This window comes from Sphingobacterium corticibacterium, assembly GCF_004208525.1.
In the GTDB taxonomy this organism is placed as follows: Bacteria; Bacteroidota; Bacteroidia; order Sphingobacteriales; family Sphingobacteriaceae; genus Sphingobacterium; species Sphingobacterium corticibacterium.
The window spans coordinates 96898-123291 of sequence record NZ_SGIT01000005.1 but is presented as its reverse complement, the minus strand read 5'-3'; the positions used below and the strand labels follow the sequence as shown (position 1 = coordinate 123291).

The window sequence follows — 26394 nt, the reverse complement described above, 5'->3', positions numbered from 1 at the left end:
ATCTAAAGATGATCCACAAATAGGATTGTCGCTATTCGCGACCCAAAAATGCCGTTGCAGGCGCTACACTTGTTTCAATGACTTCCACTTCATCTTCGTTATATTTAGATGGGCATTTCATTAATATCTTACTCGCATGAAATACATCACCTTCCATTTTACCAGTAAGCACGATTTGTTCAGACCGCTCAATGTCTTGAGGCTTAGAGCCCCTAAACACGACTTGGCATTCTGTACTATCATTATCATACATGTAGAAAGAAAAATGATTGGCGTCCTTAATCGGATCGTAATATAAGTCTCTCTCTTTATTTAGGACACCCACGACGTAAAGCTCTGTTTTTTTCTCTTTTGCTTCCGTAAAAGTAGAATATGTACTAGAGTCAGTATAAATAACAACAATCATCGCAATCGCTATAGCGATGATAACAATTAAGATAATTGAGCTTTTTTTCATCTAATTATTTTTTTTAATGGCTGATGAGAGTCCGATGTAAATAATCATTGTGTCCTCATTTCCGTATTATTTACATCTCGGTTTCATATCGCACTATCTCTAAATGAAATACAAAATTACGAAATGCTTTTGCAAGATAGGAATTTGCCAAACTTTGTAAACTATTTAGAATTGTTCTACACAGTTGTCCCGTTTTTTGTCGTAAATTTGTGAAAATAATCTCCAATATGCAATTTGTAATAACAGGCGATGGATCGTCTACCTTATACCATTCTGAAGTCGGAGAGCATTATCACTCTAAACACGGCGCTTTACAGGAAAGTCACCATGTTTTTCTCCGTTCGGGACTTGATTTTTTCTTGCAAAAAGAAAAAAAAACACATGTAGCGGTGTTGGAAGTGGGGTTTGGTACGGGATTAAACTTTCTGTTGACAGCAGATTATGCCGATACCCAAGGTATAGATTTGGAATACGTAGGTATTGAAGCTTATCCTTTAAAAGAAGAAGTGATATTCAAAACTGGATACGATAACTTTGTAAAGCCGGAAATCTGGACGAGTTTCATCGATAATTATGAAAAATCGCAGACGGAAGTGATTCCTTTTACAGCGTCTATTAACCTATTGATTGCACATAAAAAAGTAATAGATTTCAGCGATATACAAAAATTTGACGTGATCTATTTCGATGCTTTTGCTGCTGTACATCAACCCGAGATGTGGACGGCGGAAACGTTGGAACACGTATGTTCTTTTTTGCGGCCGGGAGGGATATTTGTTACTTACGCTATTACTGGAAATTTAAAACGTATCATGAAAGCTTTAGGTTTTGCTATTGAAAAAGCACCTGGTGCTCCTGGTAAACGCGAGATGTTACGAGCTGTAAAAGAAAAAAGATAAAGGAACAAAGAAGAAGGATGGTCCTTCTTCTTTGTTCCGAGTTCTTAATGACCTGACTGACCGTCGATGCCATGTGCATGTCCATGTGCCAATTCCTCTTCGGTAGCAGGGCGAACGGCTAAAATTTCGACATCAAAATTCAATGTCTTTCCTGCCATTGGGTGATTCAAATCAGCTACCACTGCTTCAGGAGTCACTTCAACAACTACCGCACGGAACTGATTGCCTTCGTTATCTTGTAAAGGTAAAACTTCACCAACTGGAGGAAGTCCCGTTTCTTTAAACATATCTGCAGGCAATTGTGCTACTGCGCGGTCATCTTTTTCTCCGTAAGCATCGTTTGGCTCTAACGTAAAGGAAGTCTTATCACCAATGCTTAATCCAGCTATATTTTCTTCAAATTTGGGAAGCATCATGCCTACACCATATAGAAAGGTCAAAGGGTTTTCAGTTGTGGTTTCTTCTACAAATGCTTTTTCTCCGTCTGCTTCTACGGTGTGAAGCTTGTAATTCAATGCAACGACATTGTTGTTTTCTATTGCCATTTTGTTTAATTTATTTGGGATGAATCCCTGTTATCATGTATTAATGCCAGTAGTTCTGCCACCGAATTTTGGGGTAAACTACAGGCTTTATTCTTACAAAGGTAGGATTTTGATTCCATACCGGCTTTATCTTTTAACAATGGTAGATCGCTTTTTGTTCCGCCCAGCGTTATTTTATTTGGAATATAATGTTTGTCTAGCTGTTTCCGCCAAGCCCCCGCTTCCTTGCCGGTTAATGCGATCGTATTGTTCCCGTACACATGTTCTAACAGTTGGATTGCCCAGTTTGAATAGGCTGATCCATATTGTTTGATCTGTGGAAAAACATTAGCAAACACTTGGTCGGCTATCGCGATGTAGCGTTCTTGATCGAATATCTCCCCCAATCGATAGAGTACGCGTACAATGGCGGACGACGATGCAGGAATAACATTATCCATGATTTCACTTTTGCGTGCAATTAGCTCTTCTGCATCATCAGCGGTATAGAAAAATGTCTTTTCCTCCTCATCATAAAACATGCCGACAGCCTCTTGAGTCAGGCCTTCCGCTTCGTACAGCCAGTCTTCGTCAAATGTGGCTTCGTATAAGGATATAAAACTGTCGATTGTAAAAGCATAATCGTCTAAAAAACCAAAAATTTTCCGGTTGTGGTCTGCCGGTTGATGGAGTAAGCTGGTTTCATCCGAAAAACAATCTCGTCTGATGAAGTTTGCCGTTTGGATGGCGAGATCGAGATATTGCTGCTTGCCAAAGACGCGGTAGGCATCCACTAATCCTTTTACAAAAAGTGCATTCCAGGAAGTCAATTGTTTGTTGTCCAAGCCCGGTCTTATTCGCTTTTCGCGATAGGCATGGAGTTTTACTTTTATTTTACGGAGATATTTTTCCCACTCATCTTCTGAGAATCCACTTTTGAGCATCATTTTATCCCCATCGATGGCACAATATAACACATTCGTACTTTCTTCCGGCCAATTTCCGGCTTTCGTCACATGGAAATAATCAATAAAAAGGGGAGCATCTTTACCTAGTATGTTTTCCAGTTCTTCGTGATGAAAAGTATAGAATTTTCCTTCTACTCCTTCACTATCAGCATCTAACGCCGAATAGAAACCGCCATTTTCGGCAAGCATTTCCCGTTGTGCCCAGGCTATCGTTTCTTCTACAATTCTTTCGTATAGTCGTGAAGGACGTTGCTGATAAGCTTCGCTGTATAATGAAATAAGTTGTCCGTTATCATATAACATTTTCTCAAAATGAGGAATATGCCAACGACCATCTACTGCATAGCGAGCAAATCCACCACCTACTTGATCATATATACCTCCATTTGCTATTTTCTCTAAGGTAAAATGCACATGTTCCAATACCGCTTGATCCTTTGCAAGGAAAGCATAGCGGAGGAAAAACAACCAGTTATTTGGCAAGGGAAACTTCGGCTCCCTGCTGTAGCCTCCATTTGTCGCATCAAATTGTGCTTTCCATGGGGTTACAATAGCATGTAAATCGGTAGTGGTATACGCTTCCGGAATAGGGACAATCGGAAGTTTTTCTGCTTGATGGATGCCTTTGGATAAGCGTTCGGCATAATCTAAAGCCACATCCGGTGTTTCTTCCCACATTTGTGCAATCTGTAACAATATCTGTTGCCAATCATGTGGTTTAAAATAAGTGCCTCCATATATAGGGCGTCCGTCGGGTAGACAGATGCAATTTAGCGGCCAACCTCCCGTGTTGGTCATTAATTGCACCGCAATCATATAAATTTGATCGATGTCGGGACGTTCCTCGCGATCGATTTTGACAGATACATATAAGGTGTTCATGGTCTTTGCAATAGCTTCATTTTCGAAACTTTCACGCTCCATGACGTGACACCAATGGCAAGCAGAATAACCGATGCTCACGATAATGAGTTTGTTTTCGTTCTTCGCTTTTTGTAACGCTTCCTCACCCCAAGGCATCCAATCGACAGGATTGTGTGCATGTTGTTTTAAATAGGGAGAGTTTTCGTATAAAAGTTGATTTGCCATATTTTATAAAGATTCCTTTTATCAGAGCGCAGTATGTATGCTGTCAATATTCGGTAATGACCTGTTTTAGGATAGCCGTATTGGCTGATAACGTCGAATAATCTATTCCTTCTTCCACTTCCAAGCAAGCTGTATGAGCCGTTTTAAGATTGACAGAATGATCGGTTGTATAGGCAACAAGATCGGAAACACCGGGGTTGTGGCCGAACAACAGTATGCGGTCATAAGATGAAGGGATATCATTTAAGCGTTTCATCAGAAAAAGATAATGTGCTTCATAAACTTTCGGTTCCCACACAATACGTTCTTCGGGATAACCTAAAACACCGCAAAATATTTTTGCGGTTTGCATCGCACGATTAGCTGTTGAGGAAATAACGAGTGTTTTTTCATCCGCAGCCGGTAGCTGTGTTTTTAGCTTTTGAGCAATAAGTTCAGCACGGCCAATTCCGGTTGAAAGCAGATCTCTGTCGAAGTCGTCTTTACCGAAAGTAGGTAATTCAGCCTTTGCATGCCGAATAATATAAAGTGATTTCTTATCCATATCTAACCCTTCTTATTTCGTTAGATGCTTCTTGACATAATCGTAGCTTTTCTTTATGCTTTCAAATTTGTTTGGCATATAGATGTCATCTTGTTCCACAAAAGCATATTTTAGCCCCGATTTATCCGCATAATCCGCAATTCGGATAAAATCTATAGCCCCAGTTCCGACCTCTGTATATTTGATTTCTTTCATGATATCCTCAAAATCAGCGTCATCGTAACCTTCTCCAATAACAGAATTGATGTGCTGTTTGTCCATATCTTTTATATGCCACATCGGAAATCGACCTGGATATTTGTCAAAATAAGATTGTGGGTTAAGACCCGCTTTTTCCGTCCAAAAAAGGTCGAGCTCAAAATCTACGAGATCAGGCTCCGTAAATGCGATAAGAATATCCAACCCTCGTGTTCCATTCGCAAAACGTCTAAATTCCCAAAAATGGTTGTGATAACCTACTTTAATGCCTGCTTTTTTAGCCATTTCTCCAAACTTATTCAGCTGTTCTGCGGCATATTGATAATCCTCGGTTTTTAGGTTGTTTAGATCATCCATCGGCGTGATAGGAGCGACAATATAGGATTGGCCTAATTGATGTGCAATCTCAATATATTTTTCAATATTTTCGTGTTCAGTTAAGTTTTTGTTGAGGTATTTAGAGAGATCATAGTGGCCACTATGTGTTTTCAGATTATTGTCATCCAATACCTTTTTCAGTTCTGCAATAGGAAGTTTCCAATAAGTGCCTGCAACATCGTCTACTCCAAATGTTTCCACATGCTTGTAGCCGATTTTGGCTACTGTACTTATTGTTTTTATAGGATCCTCATTTAGTAAGTCGCGGATAGAATACAGTTGAAGACCGAGATTATGAAAAGGGCTACTTCTCGATTTATCGTCTTGACAGGAGAATAAGTATGGACTAAGAAAAGCGACGGATAAACCTAAGCCTGCCTGTTTTAAAAATCCTCTTCTATTTTTCATTCGTATAAATTGTTTTTAGCGAAATTTCTTTAAAAATCGGTAATCTGAGATGAAAGTTAGTTAAAAAAAGGATATGAAAAAAGGATATGAAAAAAGGATTCTATTTTTTTATAGAACCCTTTTCCTATGATTTTGATCTTCTAACTTTTTCGAAGCGCTAAGCTTAGCGCTTCGAAAATTGACTAGACGGTCATAATATCTTTTTCTTTCAATTCGGCCAGTTGATCTACTTTAGTAATGAAAGAGTCTGTTAGCTTCTGCACTTCCGTTTCTCCTACTTTAATCTCATCTTCTGATACACCGTCCCCTTTTAATTTTTTAATGGATTCATTTGCATCTTTACGAATATTCCGTATCGCCACGCGACCTTTCTCGGCTTCTTCTTTTACTTTTTTAACCAAGTCACGACGACGCTCTTCCGTCAACGGAGGTACGGCCAAACGAATAATAGCACCATCGTTCTGCGGATTCAGTCCGATGTTTGAGTCTATAATTGCTTTCTCTATGGTGCTGATTAAATTCTTCTCCCAAGGCTGAATAACAATAGTTCTAGCATCGGTCGTATTAATATTACTTACTTGAGAAAGGGGGGTCATACTACCATAATAGTCGATGGCTATTCCATCCAACATGCCGGGAGAGGCTTTGCCTGCCCTGATTTTAGTCAGCTCAGATTCTGTATGAGTCACGGCCCTACCCATGCTCTCTTTACAATCGTCTAATTCTAAGGATATCAGTTCATTCATATCTTTATGTATTTCTTTTGCAATAAATTACCTAACAACTGTTCCGATGTGGTCACCATTGGCTAATTTTTTCAGGTTGCCCGGTTTGTTCATGTCAAACACAATAATTGGAAGGTTGTTTTCTTGGCATAACGTAAATGCTGTCATGTCCATTACATTTAAACCTTTTTCGTAAACCTCTTGGAAAGAGATCTGGTCGTAACGTTTTGCAGATGGATCTTTTTCTGGATCAGCCGTATATATACCATCTACGCGCGTTCCTTTAAGTACAGCATCTGCATTGATTTCGATAGCACGTAAAGAGGCTGCTGTATCTGTTGTGAAATAAGGATTTCCTGTACCTGCACCGAAAATAACAATTCGTCCTTTTTCGAGATGTCGCACGGCACGTCTACGGATAAAAGGCTCACAGATTTGCTCCATTTTAATGGCGGTCAGCAAACGGGTTTTTAAACCAACTTTTTCTAGTGCATCCTGTAGTGCCATACTATTGATAACAGTTGCTAGCATACCCATATAGTCAGCTTGTACCCGATCCATTCCAGCTTTTTCTGCACTTAAGCCACGGTAGATATTTCCGCCACCGATAACAATGGCAATCTCCAAACCTTGACTGTGAATTTCTTTGATATCGTTTGCATATTGCATCACCCGATTGATGTCAATGCCGTAACTTTGTTCGCCCATTAAGGCTTCTCCGCTGAGTTTGAGTAGGATACGTTTATATTTCATGATCGTTTTTTGGAATATTTCCAAAAGCCAAAGATAGAACTTTTTTTCTAGCCGCCGATTATTATATTACGCTTTTTTCATCGAGGTCATTTATTCTTTAATCCTTCCAGCACCTCTTTATAATAGGATTCGTAAAACGGAAGGATGTTGCTTAGATCAAATTCTTTCGCCCGAGCAAAAGCCGCGTTTTTGAATACCTGTAAGCGTTCACAGTCTTCTAAAATATGAATAGCGTTTTTCGCCATATCTTCGATATCTCCAATATCACTAAGAAAGCCGCTGACACCATTTACATTGAGCTCTGGCAATCCACCGGTGTTAGAGGAAATAACAGGCACATGGCAAGCCATAGCTTCCAAAGCAGCTAGCCCAAAACTTTCTGAGGAAGAAGGCATTAAGAATAAGTCCGAGACAGATAGAATTTCTTCAATGGCTTCCTGTTTTCCAAGGAAACGCACGTTTTGACTAACTTCTAACTGGCGTGCCAGTTCTTCGGTGTTCCTTCGTTCCGGACCATCTCCCACCATCAACAGTTTGCTGGGAATAACCTCATTAACTTTTTGGAAGATGCGAATAACGTCTGGTGTGTTTTTTACTTTTCGGAAATTGGACGTGTGAATAATAATACGTTCGTTATCTGGCGCTATTGCACGTTTAAAATGTTCCCTATTTTTATTGTGAAAACGGGAGAAATCTATAAAATTAGGGATTACACGTACGTCTCGGGTAATCTCAAAGGATTCTAGTGTTTGTTCACGCAGATTCTCCGAAACGGCCGTCACCCCATCAGAGTGGTTTATCGAAAACGTAACTACTGGATTGAAGCTTTTATCTTTTCCTACCAGTGTAATATCTGTCCCATGTAGAGTGGTTACTACCGGGATATGGATGCCGTAAGAGGCTAATATCTGTTTTGCTAAATAGGCAACGGAAGCATGTGGAATCGCATAATGTACATGCAGTAAATCCAGTTTTTCGAATCTGACGACATCTACTAGTTTGCTGGCTAAAGCAGATTCATAAGGAGAAAAATCGAACAAGGGATACTGGGCAACGGCAACTTCGTGGTAGTAAAGGTTTTCGGAAAAGAAATCCAACCGAGCGGGTTGAGAATACGTGATGAAGTGGATTTCATGTCCGTTGGAAGCGAGGGCTTTGCCGAGTTCTGTTGCAACTACGCCGCTTCCGCCAAAAGTAGGATAACATACAATACCTATTTTCATCTGCTTATTTTTTCATGTAAAAATACAGCGCAAAGATAAGGATGGTTTTATAATTGCTTTGCAATAATTATCTAGAAAATGATTAAATTTAGGCGATGAACAAAGAATTGTTACAAAAGGAGCTTATGTATAGAACTTCTCGTTCTGGAGGGGCGGGAGGGCAGCACGTAAACAAAGTGGAGTCAAAGGTAACGCTTGTCTGGAATGTCAATGCATCAGAAGTCTTGACGGAAGACGAGAAAACACGTGTTCTTCAAAAATTAACCAACAGACTGAATAAAGAGGGGGTGTTGCAAATGGAGGCTTCGACCGAAAGAAGTCAAATAAAGAATAAGGAAATCGTCACCATCCGTTTCTTTGACCTCCTCCATCAAGCATTGAAAAAGGAAAAGAAACGGCTAGCAACCAAAATTCCTAAGTCTCAAATTCTGGATCGATTGGATCGAAAAAAAAAGCAATCTCAAAAGAAACAGAATCGTAAAAAGAATTATAATGCCGAGTGGTAATAATGGGGAAGATAATTTCTATTCTTGAAAATGACTTACCGCCAAAGGTCTTCCTTGTTCATCTTTTTCAAAAGCAGCCATAAAGGCGACTTTGTGTCCTTCTAAAAGTAGGAATCTGGAAATGAAATCTTCATTACGTTGGGTTGATTCTATACGTAATATAAAATCCTCATCGTCCAGATCAACTGTTGCAAATTTGATATCCTTTGATACCTGATAAAGTTTTGAAATGAGATGAGAACGTTGTAAAATAGTTCGAATCGAGGTTTTAAAAATCAGAACATACTTTTTCATTAGGATATACTATTTATCTAAATACATTGTTTATCAGATCACCTAGAGTGCTAACTCTAAAACAAATATGCATGAAAAATAAAAGAGTTTTTATAGGAAATCGGCTGAAGCGGACAAAATATCGGTTGAACCGTCGATTTTCTCGGTGAATCGTTTCTTTTTTGAAGAGGTACTTCGGTTATCCCTCCAGCCATTGGATAAAAACTTGGTACTTTTCCTTACTGACCGAAATTTTGGTGGGATGGTTGATACGTAAATTGATAACAAGCTTACGTGATAACCCCAGATTTGCGAATGCAATTGCCGTACGATTTAGAATATGCTGTCGGTTTACCCGAAAGAAATCGTCACCAAGCAAATGCTCCATCTCTTCAAGCGTTTTATTAACAAGATATTCTTTTCCACTGTGCGTTTTAACAAAAACATTGTCCAGCTCGATATAACAAAGCGCTATATCCGATATTTGAACAGGGATAATTTTGTCCCCGTGGATAACGACCAAAGACTTCTTTGTTCTTTCCGTTATTTTATTGTCGTTGCTAACAGAATGAACCATCTCTAACGCAGTGGAGTTGAAAGCCTGTTGTAGAAGACGGTATTTCGCTAACGTCTTTTGAATGCTTTCGTCTGAGAAAGGTTTTAAAATATAATCCAGACCAAAATGTTGAAAAGCTTCCATCATATACTGATTATAGGCGGTACAAAACACCACGGGGGCCTTAGGAGGGATTGTCTTGAAAATATCAAATGATTCGCCATCACCCAGTTGGATATCACTGAAAATAAGATCAACAGGTTTTGCCGTCCTAAAATAAGTAATAGCTTCACGGACACTTGTTAAACGGGCGCAAAGCTGCATATTTGGTTCTAATCGTTTCAGCGTTGAGCATAGATCTTCAGCCGTCAAATCTTCGTCTTCAATGATGATGGTTCTCATGTTGGATAAGTTTAAGCCGTACCTCAAAAGTAGTCTCGTTCTCATGAATCATTACGCTATCCTGAAGGTAGTAGCTGAATCGTTCTTTGAGGTTGTTAAGTCCATAATTGTTGTTGTCTGTCATGGAAGGTTTTCGTAAACACATGTTGTTGCTTACAACCATCCATCCTGCTTGTTCACGAATCGTAATGAATAGAGGATGATCGATTGTATAAAAGTTATGTTTCAGTGCGTTATCAACCAGTGGTTGTAGGGAAAAGATGGGAAGTAAATCTTGCTGAACGTTTTCGGAAACATGAATATCAAACTGTATTGCTTCATTAAACCGAAGCTTCTGCATGGAAAGATAATCTTCACAAAGTTTGAGTTCTTGTTTGACGGTTGCTAATCCGTCATCAGATGTCAGGAAACTTCCGCGCAAATAATCGGAGAGTTGGAGCAGATATGATTCCGCTTTGATGCTATCTTTTTTTATCAGCGATTTCAAACTTGACAGAGCATTAAATAAGAAATGTGGTTGTACTTGTTGACGCAACATTTGATTGACTGCCCGTTCTTTTAATTTGTCTAGTTTTGACCGCTCCAATTCTAGTTGGTTTTTAAAATAGTCAGTCATTAAAAAATACAACCATAAGAGCACAATAAAATTCAAAATAGCAGCCCGAAAGCCAGCTAGAAGTAATAGGTTGAAGACGGATCCTGTGATAATCTTATGCTCTTGGGGAGTTAGTATCCCCAGATATGAAAAGAAAAGGAGGAGACTTAAACTTATGCTAAATGTCAAGATAAAGCTCAACATCTTAACTTTTATAGGAGACTTGATCGGGTCTTTGACATCAAAATGGATATGGAGGGCAAGATTGGCTACTATAATTCCAAAGAATGCTAAAAATCCAGAACATGTATTGAGCCAAAAATTTCCTTGATCTCTATATAGTAAAGCATCAATAATCGATATGGACACGATACATAGTGAGAATATCACACTGCGTTGTATCCAACAAGTTAGCGGATAGCGATGCCGGTTACGTATAAATCCCATTTGTATTTTTTTTACAAAGATAGCGGAATAATTTTTATAGAGACTATAAAGTAAAATACCACATAACTAATTTTTTAGTTGTATAACTAAAAAATTAGTTATACATTTGTTCTTACAATCGATTGCAGGCAATATTGTCTTTTTAATAAATAGAGTTATGGACGAAATAAAAGAACTTACAAAGGCGGAGGAACAGGTTATGCAGGAACTGTGGAATATGGGAGGGGGGTTCGTAAAGGACATCATAGCCCAATTGCCAGAACCGAAGCCGGCTTATAATACAATATCTACCATTATTCGTATTCTGGAGACCAAGGGTTTCGTAGAACATGAGTCTTTTGGCAAAAGCCATCGGTACTTGCCGAAGATTAGTAAAGAAGAATATAAGAAGTTAATTACCGGAAAACTCTTGCAGAATTATTTCGATAATTCCACATCGAGTATGCTGTCTTTTTTCTTAGAAGAAAAGAAAATAGATGTAAAGGAATTGGATGAGATTATGCAAATCATCCAACGCAATAAAAAATAAAATGTAAGCTATGACTTATCTGATTTTAGCAAATTTATCGTTGATACTATTCTTTGTAGTATATATACTAGTGTTGAAACACCTTACGTTTTTTCAGTGGAACAGGGTCTACTTACTGGTTGCGATAGCTGTTTCATTCGTGATGCCACTGTTGCAATTTGTAGACTTGAGCCATCATCGAGAGATATATAGGCCATTGGCAATTATTGATTTTGCAGAAATGGAATATTTGGACGTGACCGACATGGTGGGATATAACGATTCTTGGTCAGCTATGGATTGGGTTCGATTTGTTTACATCACAGGTGTAGGACTGATGTTTCTTTGGTTAGGTATCCGACTGTATCGCGTGTTTAGTGCTTTTGGAGATGATACTGCCAAACAACGGAGCTTCTCTTTTTTCAACCAGGTGCTCATTGCTGATAAAACTCGGCATCGCGATGTAATTACTTCGCATGAGCAGATTCACATGAAGCAGGGCCATAGTTATGACATCCTGTTCTTGGAAGTTGTGCGTGTATTCAATTGGTTCAATCCGATTTTTTATTATTATTTGAAAGAGCTTAAATTTCAGCACGAATGTATTGCCGATAAGGCATGTGCCAGAGACAAGGTGCAATATGCGGAGCTGTTAGTTTCAAATGCGTTGCGTGTTTCCCATAGTGTATTGTTGCATGAGTTTTCCAATCATTCATTTTTAAAAAAACGTATTATGATGTTATTCAAAAATAAATCGAAGAAAATAAACCGAATTAATTATATGATGATTCTGCCCGCGTTACTGTTGATATCCGGGATGGCACTTGCATTCAACGTATCTATCAAAGAGGTCGTGCCTATCGTAGTTAGAGATATGGAAAATAGTGTGCTGCAGGATACAACCAGATCTCTCCAGGAGAAAGCAGATATCGATAGAGTATTTACTGCTGTCGAAATCAGTCCGGAACCAAAGGAAGGTATGCAGGCTTTTCGAACGTGGATAGGAGAGAATTATAATTATCCACAAGCTGCTATTGATGCAGGTGTAAAGGGGCAGCTCGTTATTTCTTTTGTTGTAGAACAGGATGGTCAGTTAAGGGATTTTAAAATTGTAAAGGATCTCGGCCATGGGACAGGCGAGGAGGCAATAGAAATGCTGAAGAAGGCAGAGGCTTGGCGTCCGGGAATACAAAACGGCAGAAAAGTGCGTGTCGCTTATACCTTACCTTTGTCAATTAACCTTGAGCCATAGAAGCTGAGAGGGGACATTTAAACCAGCTATAAAATAAGGGATTTTTTATAAGCAATCACAGATTCATGATAAGCGGTGTTTAAAGCTTTAATCGAATAGCTTTGGATACCGCTTTTTTCGTTGCTGTCCTTTCATGGGATCATGTTTTATTGTATCTTAGGTGAGTAATTAACGACTGGTAACATTTTGCTTTTAACCTGTTTTACACTAATTAACTACAATTATTATGAAAAAGCTGCTATTTATTTTGACGATTCTTCTATCATTGCAGAGTTATGCCATAGAAAAACACGCCCTTATTATCGCCATTGGCAACTATCCAACAACAGAGACTGGCTGGTCAGCTATCAGTTCGGTCAACGACGTCCCGCTTATTAAACAAACATTATTATCCCAAGGATTTCCAGAGGTAAATATTGCCACATTGAAAGATGCGCAAGCTACCAAAGCCGGGATCATAGATGCTTTGAATACGCTGCAAAGAAAAATAAAACAAGGCGATATCGTCGTTATTCACTACTCAGGTCACGGTCAGCAGGTATTTGATGATAACGGTGATGAGATTGATGGGTTGGATGAGTCGCTTGTCCCTTACGATGCGCACGTGGAATATTCATCTAGCTACAAAGGAGAGAAGCATATTCGTGATGATGAATTAGGGGATATTATTGCCAGTTTTCGAAATAAGTTGGGTAGTGACGGACAGCTGCTGTTTATTCTGGACAGCTGCCATTCTGGTTCCATGACGAGAAGTAGTTTGAGCGGGATAGCTCGTGGGGGACGAGGAGCATTGACGCCTCCTGACTGGGAAGCTCCTAAGGAAATCAACCAGATCCAGAGCGGAAGTGGATTGGGAATAGTAGAGCGGGCAGCTGTTCATGAACACGCGGCTCCTTTTGTAATGATATCGGGAGCTTCTGCAAATGAGCTTAATTATGAATACAATGGAGTAGGCTCCCTAAGCTATGCTTTTTCCACAGCCATGAACGAATTAGGTACCGATTTTACCTATAGGCAGTTGTTTTCTGCTGTAACAGCCAATTTAAACGCCATTCGTCCTCAGCAAACGCCAACAATTGAGGGTGATATGGATATGAAGCTTTTCAAAGGCGAATACGCTAAGCAACAGCCTTATTTTGAAGTTACGGATATGTTTCGCAATAACGGCATTATTAATATTAATGGGGGGCTGGTAAATCATATTTTTGACCAAGCTACGGTATTTGTGGTACCTGCCGGAACCCGGGAACTGGATACAACGAAGGTATTGACAAGAGGAACGGTTACCTCTGCGAAATTTAATGAAGCGGTGGTCGTTTTGGATCAAGTCCTAAAAGACAACAATACTAAGAATTATTGGGTTTTTCTCGACAAACCATCCTATGGAGATATTGCTGTAACTGTTTTCTTCGATAAATCGGTTACTGAACAATCTGTTTTGGAAGGTTTGGAATCTTATCTTGAAGATAATATGCTAGGAAATGTCGTTAAAGATTCCTTATATGCTGATATCATCGTGTACAAAACGAGTGATGGTTATGCGATTGGTCACGGAGACGGGGCAGAGCCCTTTGCAGATATTCGGCCGTCGACAGATCAAACGCTATTGTCTGGGCTTACTAGTAAAATATTTAATTATGCACAGGGAAGTTATCTAAAAAAACTTAACGTCAAAAATAATAATTACGAGTTTGCGTTCAAGTTGGTGCCTGTAGAATTCGATCCGAAGTCGCGTAGAATTCTAGGACAGAAAGAGGAAGAGCTACACAGGGGAGGGTCAGGTATCTTCCAAGTGGCTCCAAAGGTAGATCATGTTGTTTTACAGATAACCAATAAAAGTAAGAAGGATCTCTATATTAGTATCGTGGAGATCAACACAGCCGGTGAAATCACACCCTTTTTTCCGAATCAGCGTTGTAATTTGCATGACGACGAACGGAAGTTAGCACCAGGACAGACCGTTGTTTTTAGAGATTGTGTTTACTCCTTTGGGCTGCCGTATGAGCGCCTTATCCTCAAAGGATTTGCTTCAGAAAAACCACTAAATTTTCAACCAACGGTAAAGACGCGTGGTGTCGACAGTGCAAGCAACAATCCATTGGAAAAATTTCTGCAAAGCAGTTACGCTCAAACGAGAGGTTCGGAGGCAGAATCTGTAACAGGAGATCTGGATGGTTACAGCACAGAGTTTGTTTACGATATTGTGAAAAAGTAAGAGCATGAAAAACGCTGGGGCCGGAGCGCCGTCAGTTGTTGCTACGCTATGGTCTGTCAATGATGTGGCGTCCGAAAAACTGATGGTCGATTTCTATAAAAAGTTACAGAAAATCTTGCGAGACGACTAGTCAAATATCTTTTCGATCGTTGAAGCGCCGTCTTGAATAATCGTTTTCTTATTGTCATTCAATAATCCCGGTACTTTATTGATGTATTTGCTTTTGCGCCCTTCGTATTCATCCACCTGTACCTTGATACTTACGACGCCAAATTCGGAATTGGCGGAAATTCCGGCAGGAACGGGTATGTCATAATACCAAGGAGAGAGAATGGGTTCTCTGATTTGATTCTTAGCTCCGTATTTCAAATTTCTGAAATTGTAGTCCTGTTGGATTAATACCGCTTTTTGTGGAGAGCCATCTGTGCTCCGCCATTCACCTTCTATTGCGATGGATACTTTGGCATTCAAATTCTCATCGTTAAAGATACGTGTCTTAGAAAAGAAAATACGCAACTGGTCAAAGCTCAAGCGGGTGACACTAGGATTCTTCGGATCGCTGATCAGTGAAATGACAGCGTGAAAATTTAAAAGATCGTCTTTCTCCTCACGGATAACATCTTTTAATGCAAAAGCCTTTGCTGTTCCCCCTCGGGTAGCAACGAGAGGTTGTGTTTCGATATCCTGATGTAAGTAGGTCTTAAGTTCGTCTTCTTTAGTATCTTCCTTAGGGCGTGCGTATTTCTTAATATGGATTTCAGCATAGCTTTTTTCCGTCGGGCCAAAAAACGTATTATAGTAATTATTAATGGAGATGCTTTTTTTGTAGGAAGTAGCTAATGACTTTGCCGTATTGTCAGCCAAATATTTAGCCCCCATGAATAGTGCCTGAACACCTAATTCAACCGCGCCTCGATTTGGACCTCGTTGTTCCGGATATTTTAATTCTACGACAAACTCTTCGTTCGCTTGGATGTTAGAACGACGGTGGGTCGCACAGGAAGTAAGTAGACACAGTGCAAGGCATGATGCAAGAATTCTATTCATCGCTTAATAAGTTAATTTTTTCGATTAGTTATCGTTATCAAAACTAATCAATTTCATCCAAATTGTGCAAAAGATTTTTTCTTGTCATGTCGCTTGCAGATAGTCATGTTTAACTTAAAAACTCTTTTTCTAAGTCTAACGGAGCGATGTAGACACCATTTTTATAAACGCGCATATTACCGCCAGAAATTTCATCAATCAAAAGGAGTCGATTATTAGAAACATCGTAACCAAATTCTAATTTAATATCATAAAGTTCCAATCCCTTCTTTGCCAGTTCCGCTTTTACGATATCACATATTTTTCTGGTTAAATCTGCAAGTTCATCGTATTGCTCTTTACTTAAGATATTTAACATGGCTAACGCCTCTTGTGAAATAACTGGATCGCCGCGTTCGTCATCTTTAATCGTTACTTCTACGAATCGGTCTAAGTCTTGTCCTTCTTGACAATAAGTCGCGTAACGTCTATAGAAACTTCCGACAGCTTTGTAACGACAGATGACTTCAAGACCTTTGCCTAGTACCTGCGCATTTTTTACGACCATAGATACATCATCGATATCCGCGGACACGTAATGTGTGGGAATTTGCAGGCTGTTCAACAGTTCGAAAAAATAGGTTGTCATTTTCAAACCTGATTTTCCTGCGCCGTCAATAGTTAGCCCTACAGTATTTGCTCCAGGATCGAAAACGCCGTTTTCACCCGTTACATCATCTTTAAATTTTAGTAGGATACGATTGTTATCTAGTTGATAAACATCTTTTGTTTTACCTTGATATATAAGTTGCATGGTGTTTGTTTTATGAAGCGCAATAATACAAAAAATCCACTAATTGATGGGGAAGTATTATCGTATTTCAATGCGTAGCAGCTTAATTTCTTCTTGCAGTTCGTCTATTTTATGTAAAAGATGTTGTGCAACTTCTATACCTTGTAGATTGATTTCCAGGTCATAATGCCAAGTCACAAATTGTTCCAGCGCTTTCAGTTCTTCTTCTTTTACGAATTCCTCCTCATCTTGTACGACCACCTCGATCAGACCACTACTAGAAAGATTTCGAATAAATTGTAGCTCTATTTTGTGCGATTTGCAGACATCTATTATCCTTATTAAAGTCCTTTCCATAGCTTATTTCTTTAGATTGGCCAATTGCTGAAACAGTTCTTTTTCTTTATCGTTAAGTTTAGTGGGAAGTTTTACATGCAGCGTTACATACAAATCCCCAAACTGTCTATCTTTCTTGTATATGGGAAAGCCTTTTTCTTTGAGACGAATTTTAGTCTCATTTTGTGTCTCCGGTTTGATCTTAACTTTGATTTTTCCCGAAAAAGTATCAACTACGGTCTCTCCGCCTAAGAGCGCGGTATAAAGATCAATATCCTGTACCATATAAAGATCATTCCCTTTACGTTCAAAATGAGGATCTGGTAAGATATTGAATTCAATATAGAGGTCGCCCTTCGGCCCACCGTTAACTCCTTCGCCACCTTGTCCACTGAGTTTGATTTTCTGACCGTTTTCTACGCCTGCGGGGATCGTAATCCGAATATTTTTACCATTGACGGTAAATGTCTGTTGATGCGTGGTATAAGCTTGCTGTAGGGTCAATTCCAGTACCGAATGATAATCGTTTCCCCTAAATTTCGTTTGTCTGCCACCGCCGCGTCGGCTACCAAACATTTGCTCGAAGAAATCTGAAAATTCGCCGGTATCATAATTTCCCGAATAATCAAAATCAAAGCCTTCAAAAGGGTTACCTGTAGTTCCTCCACTGGCGCCACGGCTGCGCTGTTGCTGCTGTGCTTGCTCATAGGCTTCGCCTTGCTTCCAGTGCTCACCGTACTGATCATATTTTTTCCGTTTTTCCGGATCGATTAATACTTCGTTTGCTTCGTTGATTTCTTGAAATCTTTTTTTGGCATCCTCATCATTCGGGTTTAGATCCGGATGATATTTTCGAGCGAGCTTTCTATACGCTTTCTTAATATCATCTTGGGAGGCATTTTTCTCCACCCCCAATACCTTATAATAATCTACAAAAGCCATACACTTATTATGTTGTCATTACCATAACAAGATAGGGGATTTTTTGTTTTTTTACGGCTATGGCCGGATCGTGACAGTCACATTTTTTCCAGCGAATTTTTTCTGGAAATATTGCTCGTTACCCGAAACGATAAGGTTGTTTATTTCGTTAACCACGTCTTTGTTGTTGGATGATACCGAACTTCTACCATACAATGTGACGAATAGGGAGTCTATTTTGGCATTTGGACTGTAGTGAAGGACTGCGTGCCGCATGGTGACCGACGCCGTTTTTGCTTTCAGCGCTTCCAAGTTCACTAGTGAGCGATCCGTTGCACAAATATCAAGGTGGGTAATATTGTCTATTTGTTTACGGTTATATCGATTCGCGAAAAAATGACTCTCATCATGTGCATTAATAGCAAGTTTTTCCTGATTGAAACCGTTAGCATCTACCGTCGCTTGGTAGATCGTTATTTGTTCGACTGGAGTAGGTTGTTTCAATACGATATTAGTATAATCATGTAAAACATCTATCACCAAAGTATCGAAATCAATAGAATACGTGAAAGCTTGCGGATCTCGGCTAAAAAGTGAAGATTCCTCTTGCTCCTGGAAGTCTAGAAAAACACGGTTTCCGTTGCCGCGTATTTTTATATGTTTTACAGGTGTGGGAAGTTCTTGGGTCACTTTGAGATCGTACATTTTAAGCCATAGACTGGATATCATATTGACGGGTTGGTTGTCTGCAGTCATGGTAACTGTATATAATGATTCCGTAGATCTGATACCCAAGATAGCAGTAGCGATGGCCAAAATGAATAATATGTTCGATGTTTTCATGTTAGTGCTGTTTTTGATAATAAAAATTGATTTCTTCCAACGATATACCCAGCAGATCGATGGTATTAAAAAAATGCGGCAATTCGACGTCGATAAACTGCTTTTTCCGTAACGCCACAATGGACGACTTAGCATCTGTCGCGACAAAAAAACCTAGGCCGCGCTTATTATAGATGATTTCCTGCTGTTGCAAGATATCGTAGGCGCGCATCACGGTATTGGGGTTTACTTCCAGTTCACCACCTAAATCGCGTACAGACGGTATCTTCTGGTCGGCGAGCCATTCCTTTTTCAGAATTTTCTCCATGACAAACTCCGTAATTTGTAGATATATGGCTTTTTCGCTGTTAAACTGCATGGCTAGATCTCCTTTTCTTTTAGTTTGTGATAAAATGTAGCCATGGCTAAGCACCAGTACACTATATACAGGATGGTGGAAATGATTACAGGGATCCCTTGTTGCAATGTTATGGGGAAAGCGTTAGCATTGACCGCTTGTGGCCGCAGGCTATAGAAAGTAGAAAAAAGCATCGTCCATATACCCACCATTAACACCCAAAATAAAAAGACGCTGTATTTCTTGAAAAATACTCTTGATAGAAAATAAAGCGGCATTAACGATAGAACGACAATGGATATCATGCCGATATTCCAGATTGGAATAGTAAAGAAAACGGTGCTTTTTCCTATACTCGGATATAAATCACCCTGTTGCTCCAGATAACGCAATACTTGTTCGTAATACAGATGCTTGAACCACCAAACCGAAATATGGTCGTATAGGATGAAACAAAGTGTACCCAATAGTAATCCAGCAACACAAAAAAGCGTAATAGCTACCGTTCGTTCTAAGTAAGTGATAGGTGTCAGATTGATGCGTTCGGATTTGTTCAGTACCTCAAAGTGACGCCAAGTTGAAATCATGGTATAAGCTATTGGCAACAGCAAAATAAATATCCTTTCGTCAAAACGTGTGCTCAATATAGTCTGTATCCATATCTCTTGGTTGGGGAAAGCAGCTGGGTTGAAAAGCCGGTTATAAAATATACCGCCCGGAACAAAATACAGCAATGCAAAGAAAAATAATATAAAGAGCGGCATGGTATATAGCAGCAGCTTATATGATTGGAATAGTTCTTTCATCGCTATTTTTAAGCGCTTAATATGCAGTTGTTTGCTCATGGCTGTAAATATTTAGCATTTGATAATTGTTTTAAAAAATCAGGATGGTTAGAAATTGCGTTGAAAAATAATTCGATATCAAAAGGTGTTTCTTCGCCATTGGTATTCGCCAAGATATTGACATCGCCATTTGGTCCGCTTTCTGTGTACAACGCTTCTGGATACGTTCCTTGTCGGAATTTGATTTGCTTGTCCAACTCATCAATTGGAGCGTCCAGAGCCAGTGTATAGTTTTGCAAAATGAGCAGGTGATCGATGAGTTGATGGATATCCCGAATCTGATGGGTAGATATGATAATTGTCCTATCCGGAGACACATGCCGGGCCATCAATTTTCTAAATTGTGTTTTGGAGGGAATATCGAGACCATTTGTTGGTTCGTCCATCAAAAGCAAATTTGTATTAGTTGCCAAAGCAAAAGCAATGTTTACTTTTTTGCGTTGTCCATAGGATAATGATTTTATTTTTTCTCTTCTATCCACGTGAAATGCAAGCAGTATTTCTTCGAAATAAGACTGGTCGAACTTGGGATACAATGGACTATAAATATCGATGAAATTAGAGATCGTCCATGACGGTAAATCCACTTCATCCGTTACAAAATAGACATCCGATAAAAATGTAACCTTCCGTTCGGAAGGCGTGAAACCGTTTGTTATTACTGTTCCGGTTTTTGGAAACAACAATCCGCAGATAAGTTTGAGGAATGTTGTTTTTCCGACACCATTCAAACCCAATAGACCATAAATATGACCGGGTGAAAGCCTTGCACTGATATCACCAAGGATGGTCATATCTTTTTTGTAATGGAAAGAGAGATTATTGATTGCTATCATAATAGAAAGTTTAGTGTATTAGTATATTAATACACTGCAAATATAAAAGAAGAAATTGAAATTGCAAGCAATTATAAAAAAAAACGTCTCATAGCCAAGCCATGAGACGTTTCTTTAAGTGTATTGCCTATTTAAAAATCGTCTACCAATTGATTTATCCTTTCAATTTCTTCCATTGTCAATTGAATGTCTATACTTTGGGCATTTTGTATAGCTTGTTGTGCATTGCGAGCTCCCGCTAATGCGACGGTGATGCCAGGGCGTTCAATCGTCCATCTTAGCACCAATTGCCCTAAAGATGCATTTTTGCTGTCTGCGATAGGTTTTATCTTATTTAACAGTACATTTGTTTTCTCGATAAAGGCAGGCTGGAAATGAGGCGAAGAAGCGCGGTGATCGCCTTCCTGAAAAGTATAGCCTGGATGAATTTTACCAGTTAACAGACCACGTTGAAGCGGGCTATAGGCTAAAATGGATTTGTCATGTCCTATACAGTACGGAACTGTTTCCACTTCAATGCTTCGGTTAACCATACTAAAAGGAACCTGATTGGAAACAAGATTTACTGTTTGTTCCGCTTCTGCCATTTGTGTGCTGGAATAATTGCATACGCCTGCGTAACGTACCTTTCCCTGTTCTATTAATCGAGAGACCGCTTCAAAAGTTTCCGAAATCGGTGTAGTGGAATCCGGCCAATGAATTTGATACAAATCGATATAGTCCGTTCCTAAACGTTTCAAACTTTGTTCACATTCATATATGACACTTTCTTTTCCAGCATATCTGTAGACATCTAATGCTTTACCATTGTTATCTTTTGTATGCATAGCGAAGTCGCCTTTTGCGGAATCCAGATCCCACCGCATACCAAATTTTGTCAAGAGCTGTACTTTATCACGTGAAATGTCCCGTATGGCTTCACCGACGATCTCCTCGCTTGTTCCTTGTCCGTATATAGGAGCAGTATCGATGGATGTTACGCCTACATCATAGGAAGCTCGGATAGCCTCAATAGCTTCTTTTCGATCAGTCGAGCCCCACATCCATCCTCCAGCCGCCCAAGCGCCGAATGTAATGGCAGATACTTGCAGATCACTGTTACCTAAGTTTCTATATTCCATATCTGTTTGTTTTTTTCTACTCTTTATTAGAATCAACGGATAACCGCTTATCACGATTGGCAATTTCCCAAGTCACGTGGAATACCAATTTCTCCCGTTTTACCATCATCGGAAAGTCTATTTTGTCAACTGTATCATCTGGCGTATGGTAATGTGGGTGCAACCCCGAAAAAAAGAATGCGGACGGAATACCTTTTTCAGCAAAATTGTAATGATCCGAACGATAATATAGACGCAGGGGATCTTTCGGGTCATCATACATATAGTCCAATTCCATTTGCGTATAGGTATTGTTTGCAGTTTCTGTTATCTGCTTTAATGTAGAGCTCAATTTATCCAGTCCAATGGCGTGGATATAATTGTGGTTTCCGTTCAGATGCTTGTCATCTACACGTCCAATCATATCCATATTGATACAGGCAACGGTATTTTCAAGCGGAAAGATAGGGTTTTCGACATAGAACTTCGAGCCTAGCAGTCCCTTTTCTTCGGCCGCTAAACCAATAAACAATAAACTTCTGCGAGGGCCTTTGCCGTCTTTCTTCGCTTCTGCAAAAGTACGGGCAAGCTCCAATACGCCGACCGTACCCGAACCGTTATCGTCTGCCCCAGGAAAAAATGTGCCATCCGGTAGGATACCATCATGGTCGTAGTGCCCAACGATGACAACAATCTCATTTTTTAAGTCTGAACCTTCTAATAAGCCAAGTACATTGGGATCTGTCAACTTCTCTTTGGTAACACCCATTTCGGCCTCTAGCTTTGTTGGAATGGAGAACGTAGTAGGGTTACTTTTCTGCTGTTCAAGGCTGGTTTTACGCTTGGCAAGTATTTCATTGGCTAATTTTGGAGAAATATTGACCACTGGTGGTTTGAATGTACCCGAGACGTCATCATTTCCATCATCCAAAGAGAATCGCCCACTAACTAAACGTTTCCCAAACCTTTCCATGTTTTGATCAACATAATCGCCAGTCGCCAAAATCATTTTTGGATTTTTTTTGAGAAGCTCCTGCACCCGTTTAAATCGACTGCTGGCCCATTCTGACATTTTTGTGCTGCCTGTAACGATGGAATGACCGTTTGCATCTTTTGGTTCGCCTTCATTGATCACTAAAACCACCTTATCCCGGATGTCCAGATTAGCCAGATCATTATGTCTCTTGTCTTGAATGCCATACCCGACAAATACGATATCATCCGCGTGATAGGTGTTTTTTTTATTGTCACCCTGTACGAAGAAATCTAGGCCATTTTCGTAAGCAGTTCCATTGATCATGAACTGTTGTACTTGATAGGAAATCTTTGCCAGGTCTACAGGCTGGAAATAGCTCCCATCTACCGGTGCTTTTAAGCCGTAAGAAGCAAACTGTTCGGCAAGGTAGTGTGCCGTTTTTTCACCGCCTTGTTGACCCGTGCCACGCCCTTCAAACGATGGTGATGCCAATAATGTCAAATGCTCGCGCGCGGTTTCCACTGTCAGGAGATCCGCATATTTTACTTGTACCGAATCTTGTCGTTGTGCTACCACACAACTATGGAGTATCGGAACGAGCAAAAAAGCTGTAATCCAATTTTTAATCATAACTCATATTAACTCTCTGTCTAGCGTCCCATTGATGCCTGACCGCTATCATTTATTATTTCACTATGTACAGGCAATCTTATTTACACGTGTGCCGTGTCTGCCTCCTTCAAAATCGGTGGTCAAAAATGTTTTTACAATTTTTTTTGCCAGTTCGATGTCGATAAAGCGAGCAGGGATGCATACGATATTCGCATTATTATGTTGCCTTGCTAAGGCTGATATTTCATTTTGCCACGCAATGGCAGCCCGAATACCTTGATGTTTATTGGCCGTAATAGCTACGCCATTGGCACTCCCACAGACTAATATCCCCAATTCGTTTTGACCATTTTCGATACTCGTAGCTACCGGATGTGCAAAATCAGGATAATCTACGGAGTCGGCTGTTGCCGGACCAAAATCTTCTACCGTGTAACCTTCATCTTGAAGAAACGCAAGTACAGCCGTTTTATATTCAAATCCGGCATGGTCACTTCCTATTGCAATTTTTTTAGACATGATCTTTTTTATTTCTGATTATAAAATTCCTTTTCTTTTTCCAGTTTTCGCTTATGGACATTAGCAGACACCATGATACTCAACTCATAAAGCAGGAACATGGGGGCACTGACAGTTAATAAGGTGATTACATCGGCTGTTGGCGTTATGATAGCAGCAATGATTAAAATAATGACGACAGCATATCGTCTGCTTGCCCGCATAAAGGCTGGGGTCATCAAACCGAGTTTAGATAATATAAATATCACGATAGGTAGCAAAAACACAACGCCGCAACCTAATGTTAATGTAGCTATAAGCGACAAGTAAGAGTCAATCGTAATTTGATTGGTGATTTCTTCGCTTAAAGATACATTAGCCAAGAAATTGACGGAGAGTGGAACGACAATATAATAACCAAATAATGCGCCGATAACAAATAGTACGGTCGCATAAAAAACAAACCCACGTGCAGAACTCTTTTCTATCTCTGTTAGAGCAGGCTTTATAAAGAGCCAGATTTCGAAGAGTAAATAAGGAAAGCCCAAGGCAACAGCCATCAATAAACACGAATTGATCTGCAACATAAACTGCCCTGCCATCTCCGTATTGATGATATTAAAAGGGATTTTTTCTACACAAAAACCATCCAAACTGAGCAAATCGCCCACTTTACACATCATCCGATAGGTCCAGAAGTCGAGGTTTTTCGGCCCCATAATAATCTGATTGAAGACGAAATCGTAAAAGGTGAAGGAAAGGATAGCAAATACCGCAATAGCGATAACTGAACGTATAATATGCCATCTAAGCACTTCCAAGTGTTCAAAGAATGACATTTCTCCTTCGAGGTTCTTTCCTTTTTGTTTTATAGCTTTAATTAAATCGTTTGACGTTGACATCCTAATGTTGTTTCTGAAACAAAACAAAAATACCATTCTTATTTAGAAGAATGGTATTTTAACTGTATGTAAAGGAAATTTTATTCAACCTCTTCGTCCGGATATTCCGTGAGGTCAAATGTTTCCATGAATTTTGTTGTAAAATTGCCCGCTCTAAAGTTTGGGTCACGCATTAAACGTATGTGAAGCGGAATCGTTGTTTTTACGCCCTCGATCACAAACTCACGCAATGCGCGCTCCATGGTATTGATAGCTTCTTCACGTGTTTGTGCAACACAAATTAATTTGGCGATCATCGAGTCGTAATTTGGAGGGATGGTATATCCCGCATATACATGTGTATCTACGCGAACCCCATGTCCACCTGGCGAATGAAAATTTGTAATTCTACCTGGTGACGGACGGAAATTGTTGAAGGGATCTTCCGCGTTAATACGACATTCAATGGCGTGTCCGGTTGGTTCGTAACTTTTTCCAGAAATCGGAATACCCGCAGCTACCTTAATCTGTTCTTTGATAAGATCAAAATTAATGACCTCTTCAGTAACAGGGTGTTCCACTTGAATACGGGTGTTCATTTCCATGAAATAGAAATTACGGTGTTTATCGACCAAAAATTCGATCGTACCCGCTCCTTCATAATTTACAGCCTGTGCACCTTTGATGGCAGCTGCTCCCATTTTTTCACGGAGTTCCGGTGTAATAAATGGAGAAGGCGCTTCTTCTACCAGCTTTTGGTGGCGTCGCTGTATCGAACAATCACGTTCTGATAAATGACAAACCTTGCCATATTGATCTCCAATTACCTGTATTTCGATGTGACGGGGATCTTCTACAAATTTTTCTAGGTAGATTCCATCGTTGCCGAATGCTGCTCCGGCTTCTTGACGGGCAGAATCCCATGCGGGTTCAAACTCTCCGTCATTCCATACAATACGCATTCCACGTCCACCTCCACCAGCAGTAGCTTTTAAGATAACAGGATAACCAATTTCATTGGCCAGTTTAATACCTGTTTTTACATCGGGAACTAAACCATCGGAACCGGGCACGGTGGGCACACCTGCCTGTTTCATAGTTTCTTTTGCCGAAGCTTTGTCGCCCATTTTCTCTATCTGTTCAGATGTAGCGCCAATGAATTTAATACCATATTCGGCACAGATAGCGGAAAATTTAGCATTTTCAGATAAAAAACCATATCCAGGGTGGATGGCATCCGCATTTGTTAATTCGGCTGCCGAAATGATATTGGGAATACTTAGATAAGAATCTTTACTTGCAGGAGGTCCGATACAAACAGCCTCGTCGGCGAAACGTACATGTAAGCTATCGCGGTCTGCCGTAGAATAAACAGCAACACTTTTAATACCCATTTCGCGACAAGTACGAATGATACGAAGCGCAATCTCCCCTCTATTTGCTATTAATATTTTTTTGAACATTTTTTGT

30 protein-coding genes are annotated in these 26394 nt (G+C 39.8%); 6 read left to right on the top strand and 24 right to left on the bottom strand.

Annotated features, from left to right (window positions below; genetic code table 11):
• Window positions 1–31: 31 nt before the first annotated feature.
• Window positions 32–457 carry a cytochrome c maturation protein CcmE domain-containing protein gene (locus tag EWE74_RS19010; protein ID WP_130143246.1) on the bottom strand — a complete coding sequence of 142 codons (426 nt, stop codon included), beginning with the start codon at window positions 455–457 and terminating at the stop codon, window positions 32–34.
• A gap of 227 nt (window positions 458–684) precedes the next feature.
• Between EWE74_RS19010 and mnmD the strand changes: the two genes are divergently transcribed.
• A complete protein-coding gene (mnmD, locus tag EWE74_RS19005) occupies window positions 685–1356 on the top strand; it encodes a tRNA (5-methylaminomethyl-2-thiouridine)(34)-methyltransferase MnmD (RefSeq protein WP_130143245.1) in 672 nt (223 codons plus the stop codon).
• A 44-nt stretch (window positions 1357–1400) separates the two neighbouring features.
• Here mnmD and EWE74_RS19000 read toward each other — a convergent pair whose 3' ends face one another.
• The 7 genes from EWE74_RS19000 to bshA all read right to left on the bottom strand — a co-directional run bounded on the left by EWE74_RS19000 (window position 1401) and on the right by bshA (window position 8166).
• The gene (locus tag EWE74_RS19000; protein ID WP_130143244.1) at window positions 1401–1901 is read right to left on the bottom strand and encodes an FKBP-type peptidyl-prolyl cis-trans isomerase; all 501 of its coding nucleotides are present in this window, start codon (window positions 1899–1901) and stop codon (window positions 1401–1403) included.
• A 5-nt stretch (window positions 1902–1906) separates the two neighbouring features.
• Entirely contained in the window at window positions 1907–3937 is a 2031-nt protein-coding gene (locus EWE74_RS18995; protein WP_130143243.1) for a thioredoxin domain-containing protein, read from the bottom strand.
• Window positions 3938–3980: 43 nt separating this feature from the next.
• Window positions 3981–4481 (bottom strand): SixA phosphatase family protein, encoded by a 501-nt coding sequence (locus tag EWE74_RS18990; protein WP_130143242.1) that lies wholly within the window; start codon window positions 4479–4481, stop codon window positions 3981–3983.
• Window positions 4482–4493: 12 nt separating this feature from the next.
• Window positions 4494–5465 carry a sugar phosphate isomerase/epimerase family protein gene (locus EWE74_RS18985; RefSeq protein WP_130143241.1) on the bottom strand — a complete coding sequence of 324 codons (972 nt, stop codon included), beginning with the start codon at window positions 5463–5465 and terminating at the stop codon, window positions 4494–4496.
• 182 nt (window positions 5466–5647) lie between these two features.
• A complete protein-coding gene (gene frr / locus EWE74_RS18980) occupies window positions 5648–6211 on the bottom strand; it encodes a ribosome recycling factor (RefSeq protein ID WP_130143240.1) in 564 nt (187 codons plus the stop codon).
• A 27-nt stretch (window positions 6212–6238) separates the two neighbouring features.
• Window positions 6239–6943, bottom strand: coding sequence for a UMP kinase (pyrH, locus tag EWE74_RS18975; protein ID WP_130143239.1), 705 nt, complete (start codon window positions 6941–6943; stop codon window positions 6239–6241).
• Window positions 6944–7029: 86 nt separating this feature from the next.
• The gene (bshA, locus tag EWE74_RS18970; RefSeq protein ID WP_130143238.1) at window positions 7030–8166 is read right to left on the bottom strand and encodes an N-acetyl-alpha-D-glucosaminyl L-malate synthase BshA; all 1137 of its coding nucleotides are present in this window, start codon (window positions 8164–8166) and stop codon (window positions 7030–7032) included.
• Window positions 8167–8261: 95 nt separating this feature from the next.
• On the opposite strand from bshA, the gene arfB reads away from it, so the two are divergent.
• A complete protein-coding gene (arfB, locus tag EWE74_RS18965) occupies window positions 8262–8672 on the top strand; it encodes an alternative ribosome rescue aminoacyl-tRNA hydrolase ArfB (RefSeq protein WP_130143237.1) in 411 nt (136 codons plus the stop codon).
• Between the two features lie 18 nt (window positions 8673–8690).
• Here arfB and EWE74_RS18960 read toward each other — a convergent pair whose 3' ends face one another.
• The 3 genes from EWE74_RS18960 to EWE74_RS18950 all read right to left on the bottom strand — a co-directional run bounded on the left by EWE74_RS18960 (window position 8691) and on the right by EWE74_RS18950 (window position 10945).
• Window positions 8691–8966 (bottom strand): hypothetical protein, encoded by a 276-nt coding sequence (locus EWE74_RS18960; protein ID WP_130143236.1) that lies wholly within the window; start codon window positions 8964–8966, stop codon window positions 8691–8693.
• Window positions 8967–9144: 178 nt separating this feature from the next.
• Entirely contained in the window at window positions 9145–9903 is a 759-nt protein-coding gene (locus tag EWE74_RS18955; protein ID WP_165384771.1) for a LytR/AlgR family response regulator transcription factor, read from the bottom strand.
• Window positions 9884–10945 carry a sensor histidine kinase gene (locus tag EWE74_RS18950; RefSeq protein WP_130143234.1) on the bottom strand — a complete coding sequence of 354 codons (1062 nt, stop codon included), beginning with the start codon at window positions 10943–10945 and terminating at the stop codon, window positions 9884–9886. The genes EWE74_RS18955 and EWE74_RS18950 overlap by 20 nt, the downstream gene beginning before the upstream one ends.
• A gap of 157 nt (window positions 10946–11102) precedes the next feature.
• Between EWE74_RS18950 and EWE74_RS18945 the strand changes: the two genes are divergently transcribed.
• The 4 genes from EWE74_RS18945 to EWE74_RS18930 all read left to right on the top strand — a co-directional run bounded on the left by EWE74_RS18945 (window position 11103) and on the right by EWE74_RS18930 (window position 15050).
• Window positions 11103–11474 carry a BlaI/MecI/CopY family transcriptional regulator gene (locus EWE74_RS18945; RefSeq protein WP_130143233.1) on the top strand — a complete coding sequence of 124 codons (372 nt, stop codon included), beginning with the start codon at window positions 11103–11105 and terminating at the stop codon, window positions 11472–11474.
• Between the two features lie 10 nt (window positions 11475–11484).
• Entirely contained in the window at window positions 11485–12705 is a 1221-nt protein-coding gene (locus EWE74_RS18940) for a M56 family metallopeptidase (RefSeq protein ID WP_130143232.1), read from the top strand.
• Between the two features lie 226 nt (window positions 12706–12931).
• Window positions 12932–14920, top strand: coding sequence for a caspase family protein (locus tag EWE74_RS18935; RefSeq protein ID WP_130143231.1), 1989 nt, complete (start codon window positions 12932–12934; stop codon window positions 14918–14920).
• Window positions 14921–14924: 4 nt separating this feature from the next.
• Window positions 14925–15050, top strand: coding sequence for a CHAT domain-containing protein (locus EWE74_RS18930; RefSeq protein ID WP_130143230.1), 126 nt, complete (start codon window positions 14925–14927; stop codon window positions 15048–15050).
• On the opposite strand, the gene EWE74_RS18925 is transcribed toward EWE74_RS18930, so the two are convergent.
• The 13 genes from EWE74_RS18925 to accC form a co-directional block, all read right to left on the bottom strand.
• Entirely contained in the window at window positions 15047–15967 is a 921-nt protein-coding gene (locus tag EWE74_RS18925) for a hypothetical protein (RefSeq protein WP_130143229.1), read from the bottom strand. The two genes, EWE74_RS18930 and EWE74_RS18925, sit on opposite strands and share 4 nt — an antisense overlap.
• A gap of 109 nt (window positions 15968–16076) precedes the next feature.
• Window positions 16077–16760, bottom strand: a complete 684-nt coding sequence (locus EWE74_RS18920; protein WP_130143228.1) for a phosphoribosylaminoimidazolesuccinocarboxamide synthase — start codon at window positions 16758–16760, stop codon at window positions 16077–16079.
• Window positions 16761–16817: 57 nt separating this feature from the next.
• Window positions 16818–17096, bottom strand: coding sequence for a chaperone modulator CbpM (locus EWE74_RS18915; RefSeq protein ID WP_130143227.1), 279 nt, complete (start codon window positions 17094–17096; stop codon window positions 16818–16820).
• Between the two features lie 3 nt (window positions 17097–17099).
• A complete protein-coding gene (locus tag EWE74_RS18910; protein WP_130143226.1) occupies window positions 17100–18017 on the bottom strand; it encodes a DnaJ C-terminal domain-containing protein in 918 nt (305 codons plus the stop codon).
• 57 nt (window positions 18018–18074) lie between these two features.
• Window positions 18075–18839, bottom strand: coding sequence for a hypothetical protein (locus EWE74_RS18905; RefSeq protein ID WP_130143225.1), 765 nt, complete (start codon window positions 18837–18839; stop codon window positions 18075–18077).
• Between the two features lies 1 nt (window position 18840).
• A complete protein-coding gene (locus EWE74_RS18900) occupies window positions 18841–19197 on the bottom strand; it encodes a GntR family transcriptional regulator (RefSeq protein ID WP_130143224.1) in 357 nt (118 codons plus the stop codon).
• 2 nt (window positions 19198–19199) lie between these two features.
• The gene (locus EWE74_RS18895; RefSeq protein WP_130143223.1) at window positions 19200–20021 is read right to left on the bottom strand and encodes a hypothetical protein; all 822 of its coding nucleotides are present in this window, start codon (window positions 20019–20021) and stop codon (window positions 19200–19202) included.
• A complete protein-coding gene (locus EWE74_RS18890) occupies window positions 20018–20857 on the bottom strand; it encodes an ABC transporter ATP-binding protein (RefSeq protein WP_130143222.1) in 840 nt (279 codons plus the stop codon). Before EWE74_RS18890 ends, EWE74_RS18895 begins: the two co-directional genes overlap by 4 nt.
• A 131-nt stretch (window positions 20858–20988) precedes the next feature.
• Window positions 20989–21978, bottom strand: a complete 990-nt coding sequence (locus tag EWE74_RS18885; RefSeq protein WP_130143221.1) for an aldo/keto reductase — start codon at window positions 21976–21978, stop codon at window positions 20989–20991.
• Between the two features lie 16 nt (window positions 21979–21994).
• Complete coding sequence (locus tag EWE74_RS18880) at window positions 21995–23563, bottom strand: M28 family peptidase (RefSeq protein ID WP_130143220.1); 1569 nt, start codon at window positions 23561–23563, stop codon at window positions 21995–21997.
• A gap of 63 nt (window positions 23564–23626) precedes the next feature.
• Window positions 23627–24064: a ribose 5-phosphate isomerase B gene (gene rpiB, locus EWE74_RS18875; protein ID WP_130143219.1), complete on the bottom strand. Its 438-nt coding sequence runs from the start codon at window positions 24062–24064 to the stop codon at window positions 23627–23629.
• A gap of 8 nt (window positions 24065–24072) precedes the next feature.
• Complete coding sequence (tatC, locus tag EWE74_RS18870) at window positions 24073–24945, bottom strand: twin-arginine translocase subunit TatC (RefSeq protein ID WP_130143218.1); 873 nt, start codon at window positions 24943–24945, stop codon at window positions 24073–24075.
• 80 nt (window positions 24946–25025) lie between these two features.
• Entirely contained in the window at window positions 25026–26387 is a 1362-nt protein-coding gene (gene accC / locus EWE74_RS18865; RefSeq protein ID WP_130143217.1) for an acetyl-CoA carboxylase biotin carboxylase subunit, read from the bottom strand.
• Window positions 26388–26394 lie beyond the last annotated feature (7 nt).

Bases quoted from the DNA above. Each gene is read 5' to 3' on its own strand.
- EWE74_RS18900 (WP_130143224.1), bottom strand. From the start codon at position 19,197: ATGCAGTTTAACAGCGAAAAAGCCATATATCTACAAATTACGGAGTTT.
- EWE74_RS18990 (WP_130143242.1), bottom strand. From the start codon at position 4,481: ATGGATAAGAAATCACTTTATATTATTCGGCATGCAAAGGCTGAATTA.
- EWE74_RS18910 (WP_130143226.1), bottom strand. From the start codon at position 18,017: ATGGCTTTTGTAGATTATTATAAGGTATTGGGGGTGGAGAAAAATGCC.
- EWE74_RS18955 (WP_165384771.1), bottom strand. From the start codon at position 9,903: ATGAGAACCATCATCATTGAAGACGAAGATTTGACGGCTGAAGATCTA.
- arfB (WP_130143237.1), top strand. From the start codon at position 8,262: ATGAACAAAGAATTGTTACAAAAGGAGCTTATGTATAGAACTTCTCGT.
- EWE74_RS18885 (WP_130143221.1), bottom strand. From the start codon at position 21,978: ATGGAATATAGAAACTTAGGTAACAGTGATCTGCAAGTATCTGCCATT.
- EWE74_RS18935 (WP_130143231.1), top strand. From the start codon at position 12,932: ATGAAAAAGCTGCTATTTATTTTGACGATTCTTCTATCATTGCAGAGT.
- EWE74_RS18880 (WP_130143220.1), bottom strand. From the start codon at position 23,563: ATGATTAAAAATTGGATTACAGCTTTTTTGCTCGTTCCGATACTCCAT.
- EWE74_RS18915 (WP_130143227.1), bottom strand. From the start codon at position 17,096: ATGGAAAGGACTTTAATAAGGATAATAGATGTCTGCAAATCGCACAAA.
- EWE74_RS18945 (WP_130143233.1), top strand. From the start codon at position 11,103: ATGGACGAAATAAAAGAACTTACAAAGGCGGAGGAACAGGTTATGCAG.
- EWE74_RS19000 (WP_130143244.1), bottom strand. From the start codon at position 1,901: ATGGCAATAGAAAACAACAATGTCGTTGCATTGAATTACAAGCTTCAC.
- EWE74_RS18960 (WP_130143236.1), bottom strand. From the start codon at position 8,966: ATGAAAAAGTATGTTCTGATTTTTAAAACCTCGATTCGAACTATTTTA.
- EWE74_RS18905 (WP_130143225.1), bottom strand. From the start codon at position 18,839: ATGAAAACATCGAACATATTATTCATTTTGGCCATCGCTACTGCTATC.
- rpiB (WP_130143219.1), bottom strand. From the start codon at position 24,064: ATGTCTAAAAAAATTGCAATAGGAAGTGACCATGCCGGATTTGAATAT.
- mnmD (WP_130143245.1), top strand. From the start codon at position 685: ATGCAATTTGTAATAACAGGCGATGGATCGTCTACCTTATACCATTCT.
- EWE74_RS18930 (WP_130143230.1), top strand. From the start codon at position 14,925: ATGAAAAACGCTGGGGCCGGAGCGCCGTCAGTTGTTGCTACGCTATGG.
- EWE74_RS19010 (WP_130143246.1), bottom strand. From the start codon at position 457: ATGAAAAAAAGCTCAATTATCTTAATTGTTATCATCGCTATAGCGATT.
- frr (WP_130143240.1), bottom strand. From the start codon at position 6,211: ATGAATGAACTGATATCCTTAGAATTAGACGATTGTAAAGAGAGCATG.
- pyrH (WP_130143239.1), bottom strand. From the start codon at position 6,943: ATGAAATATAAACGTATCCTACTCAAACTCAGCGGAGAAGCCTTAATG.
- EWE74_RS18995 (WP_130143243.1), bottom strand. From the start codon at position 3,937: ATGGCAAATCAACTTTTATACGAAAACTCTCCCTATTTAAAACAACAT.
- bshA (WP_130143238.1), bottom strand. From the start codon at position 8,166: ATGAAAATAGGTATTGTATGTTATCCTACTTTTGGCGGAAGCGGCGTA.
- EWE74_RS18895 (WP_130143223.1), bottom strand. From the start codon at position 20,021: ATGAGCAAACAACTGCATATTAAGCGCTTAAAAATAGCGATGAAAGAA.
- EWE74_RS18890 (WP_130143222.1), bottom strand. From the start codon at position 20,857: ATGATAGCAATCAATAATCTCTCTTTCCATTACAAAAAAGATATGACC.
- EWE74_RS18950 (WP_130143234.1), bottom strand. From the start codon at position 10,945: ATGGGATTTATACGTAACCGGCATCGCTATCCGCTAACTTGTTGGATA.
- tatC (WP_130143218.1), bottom strand. From the start codon at position 24,945: ATGTCAACGTCAAACGATTTAATTAAAGCTATAAAACAAAAAGGAAAG.
- EWE74_RS18940 (WP_130143232.1), top strand. From the start codon at position 11,485: ATGACTTATCTGATTTTAGCAAATTTATCGTTGATACTATTCTTTGTA.
- EWE74_RS18920 (WP_130143228.1), bottom strand. From the start codon at position 16,760: ATGCAACTTATATATCAAGGTAAAACAAAAGATGTTTATCAACTAGAT.
- accC (WP_130143217.1), bottom strand. From the start codon at position 26,387: ATGTTCAAAAAAATATTAATAGCAAATAGAGGGGAGATTGCGCTTCGT.
- EWE74_RS18925 (WP_130143229.1), bottom strand. From the start codon at position 15,967: ATGAATAGAATTCTTGCATCATGCCTTGCACTGTGTCTACTTACTTCC.
- EWE74_RS18985 (WP_130143241.1), bottom strand. From the start codon at position 5,465: ATGAAAAATAGAAGAGGATTTTTAAAACAGGCAGGCTTAGGTTTATCC.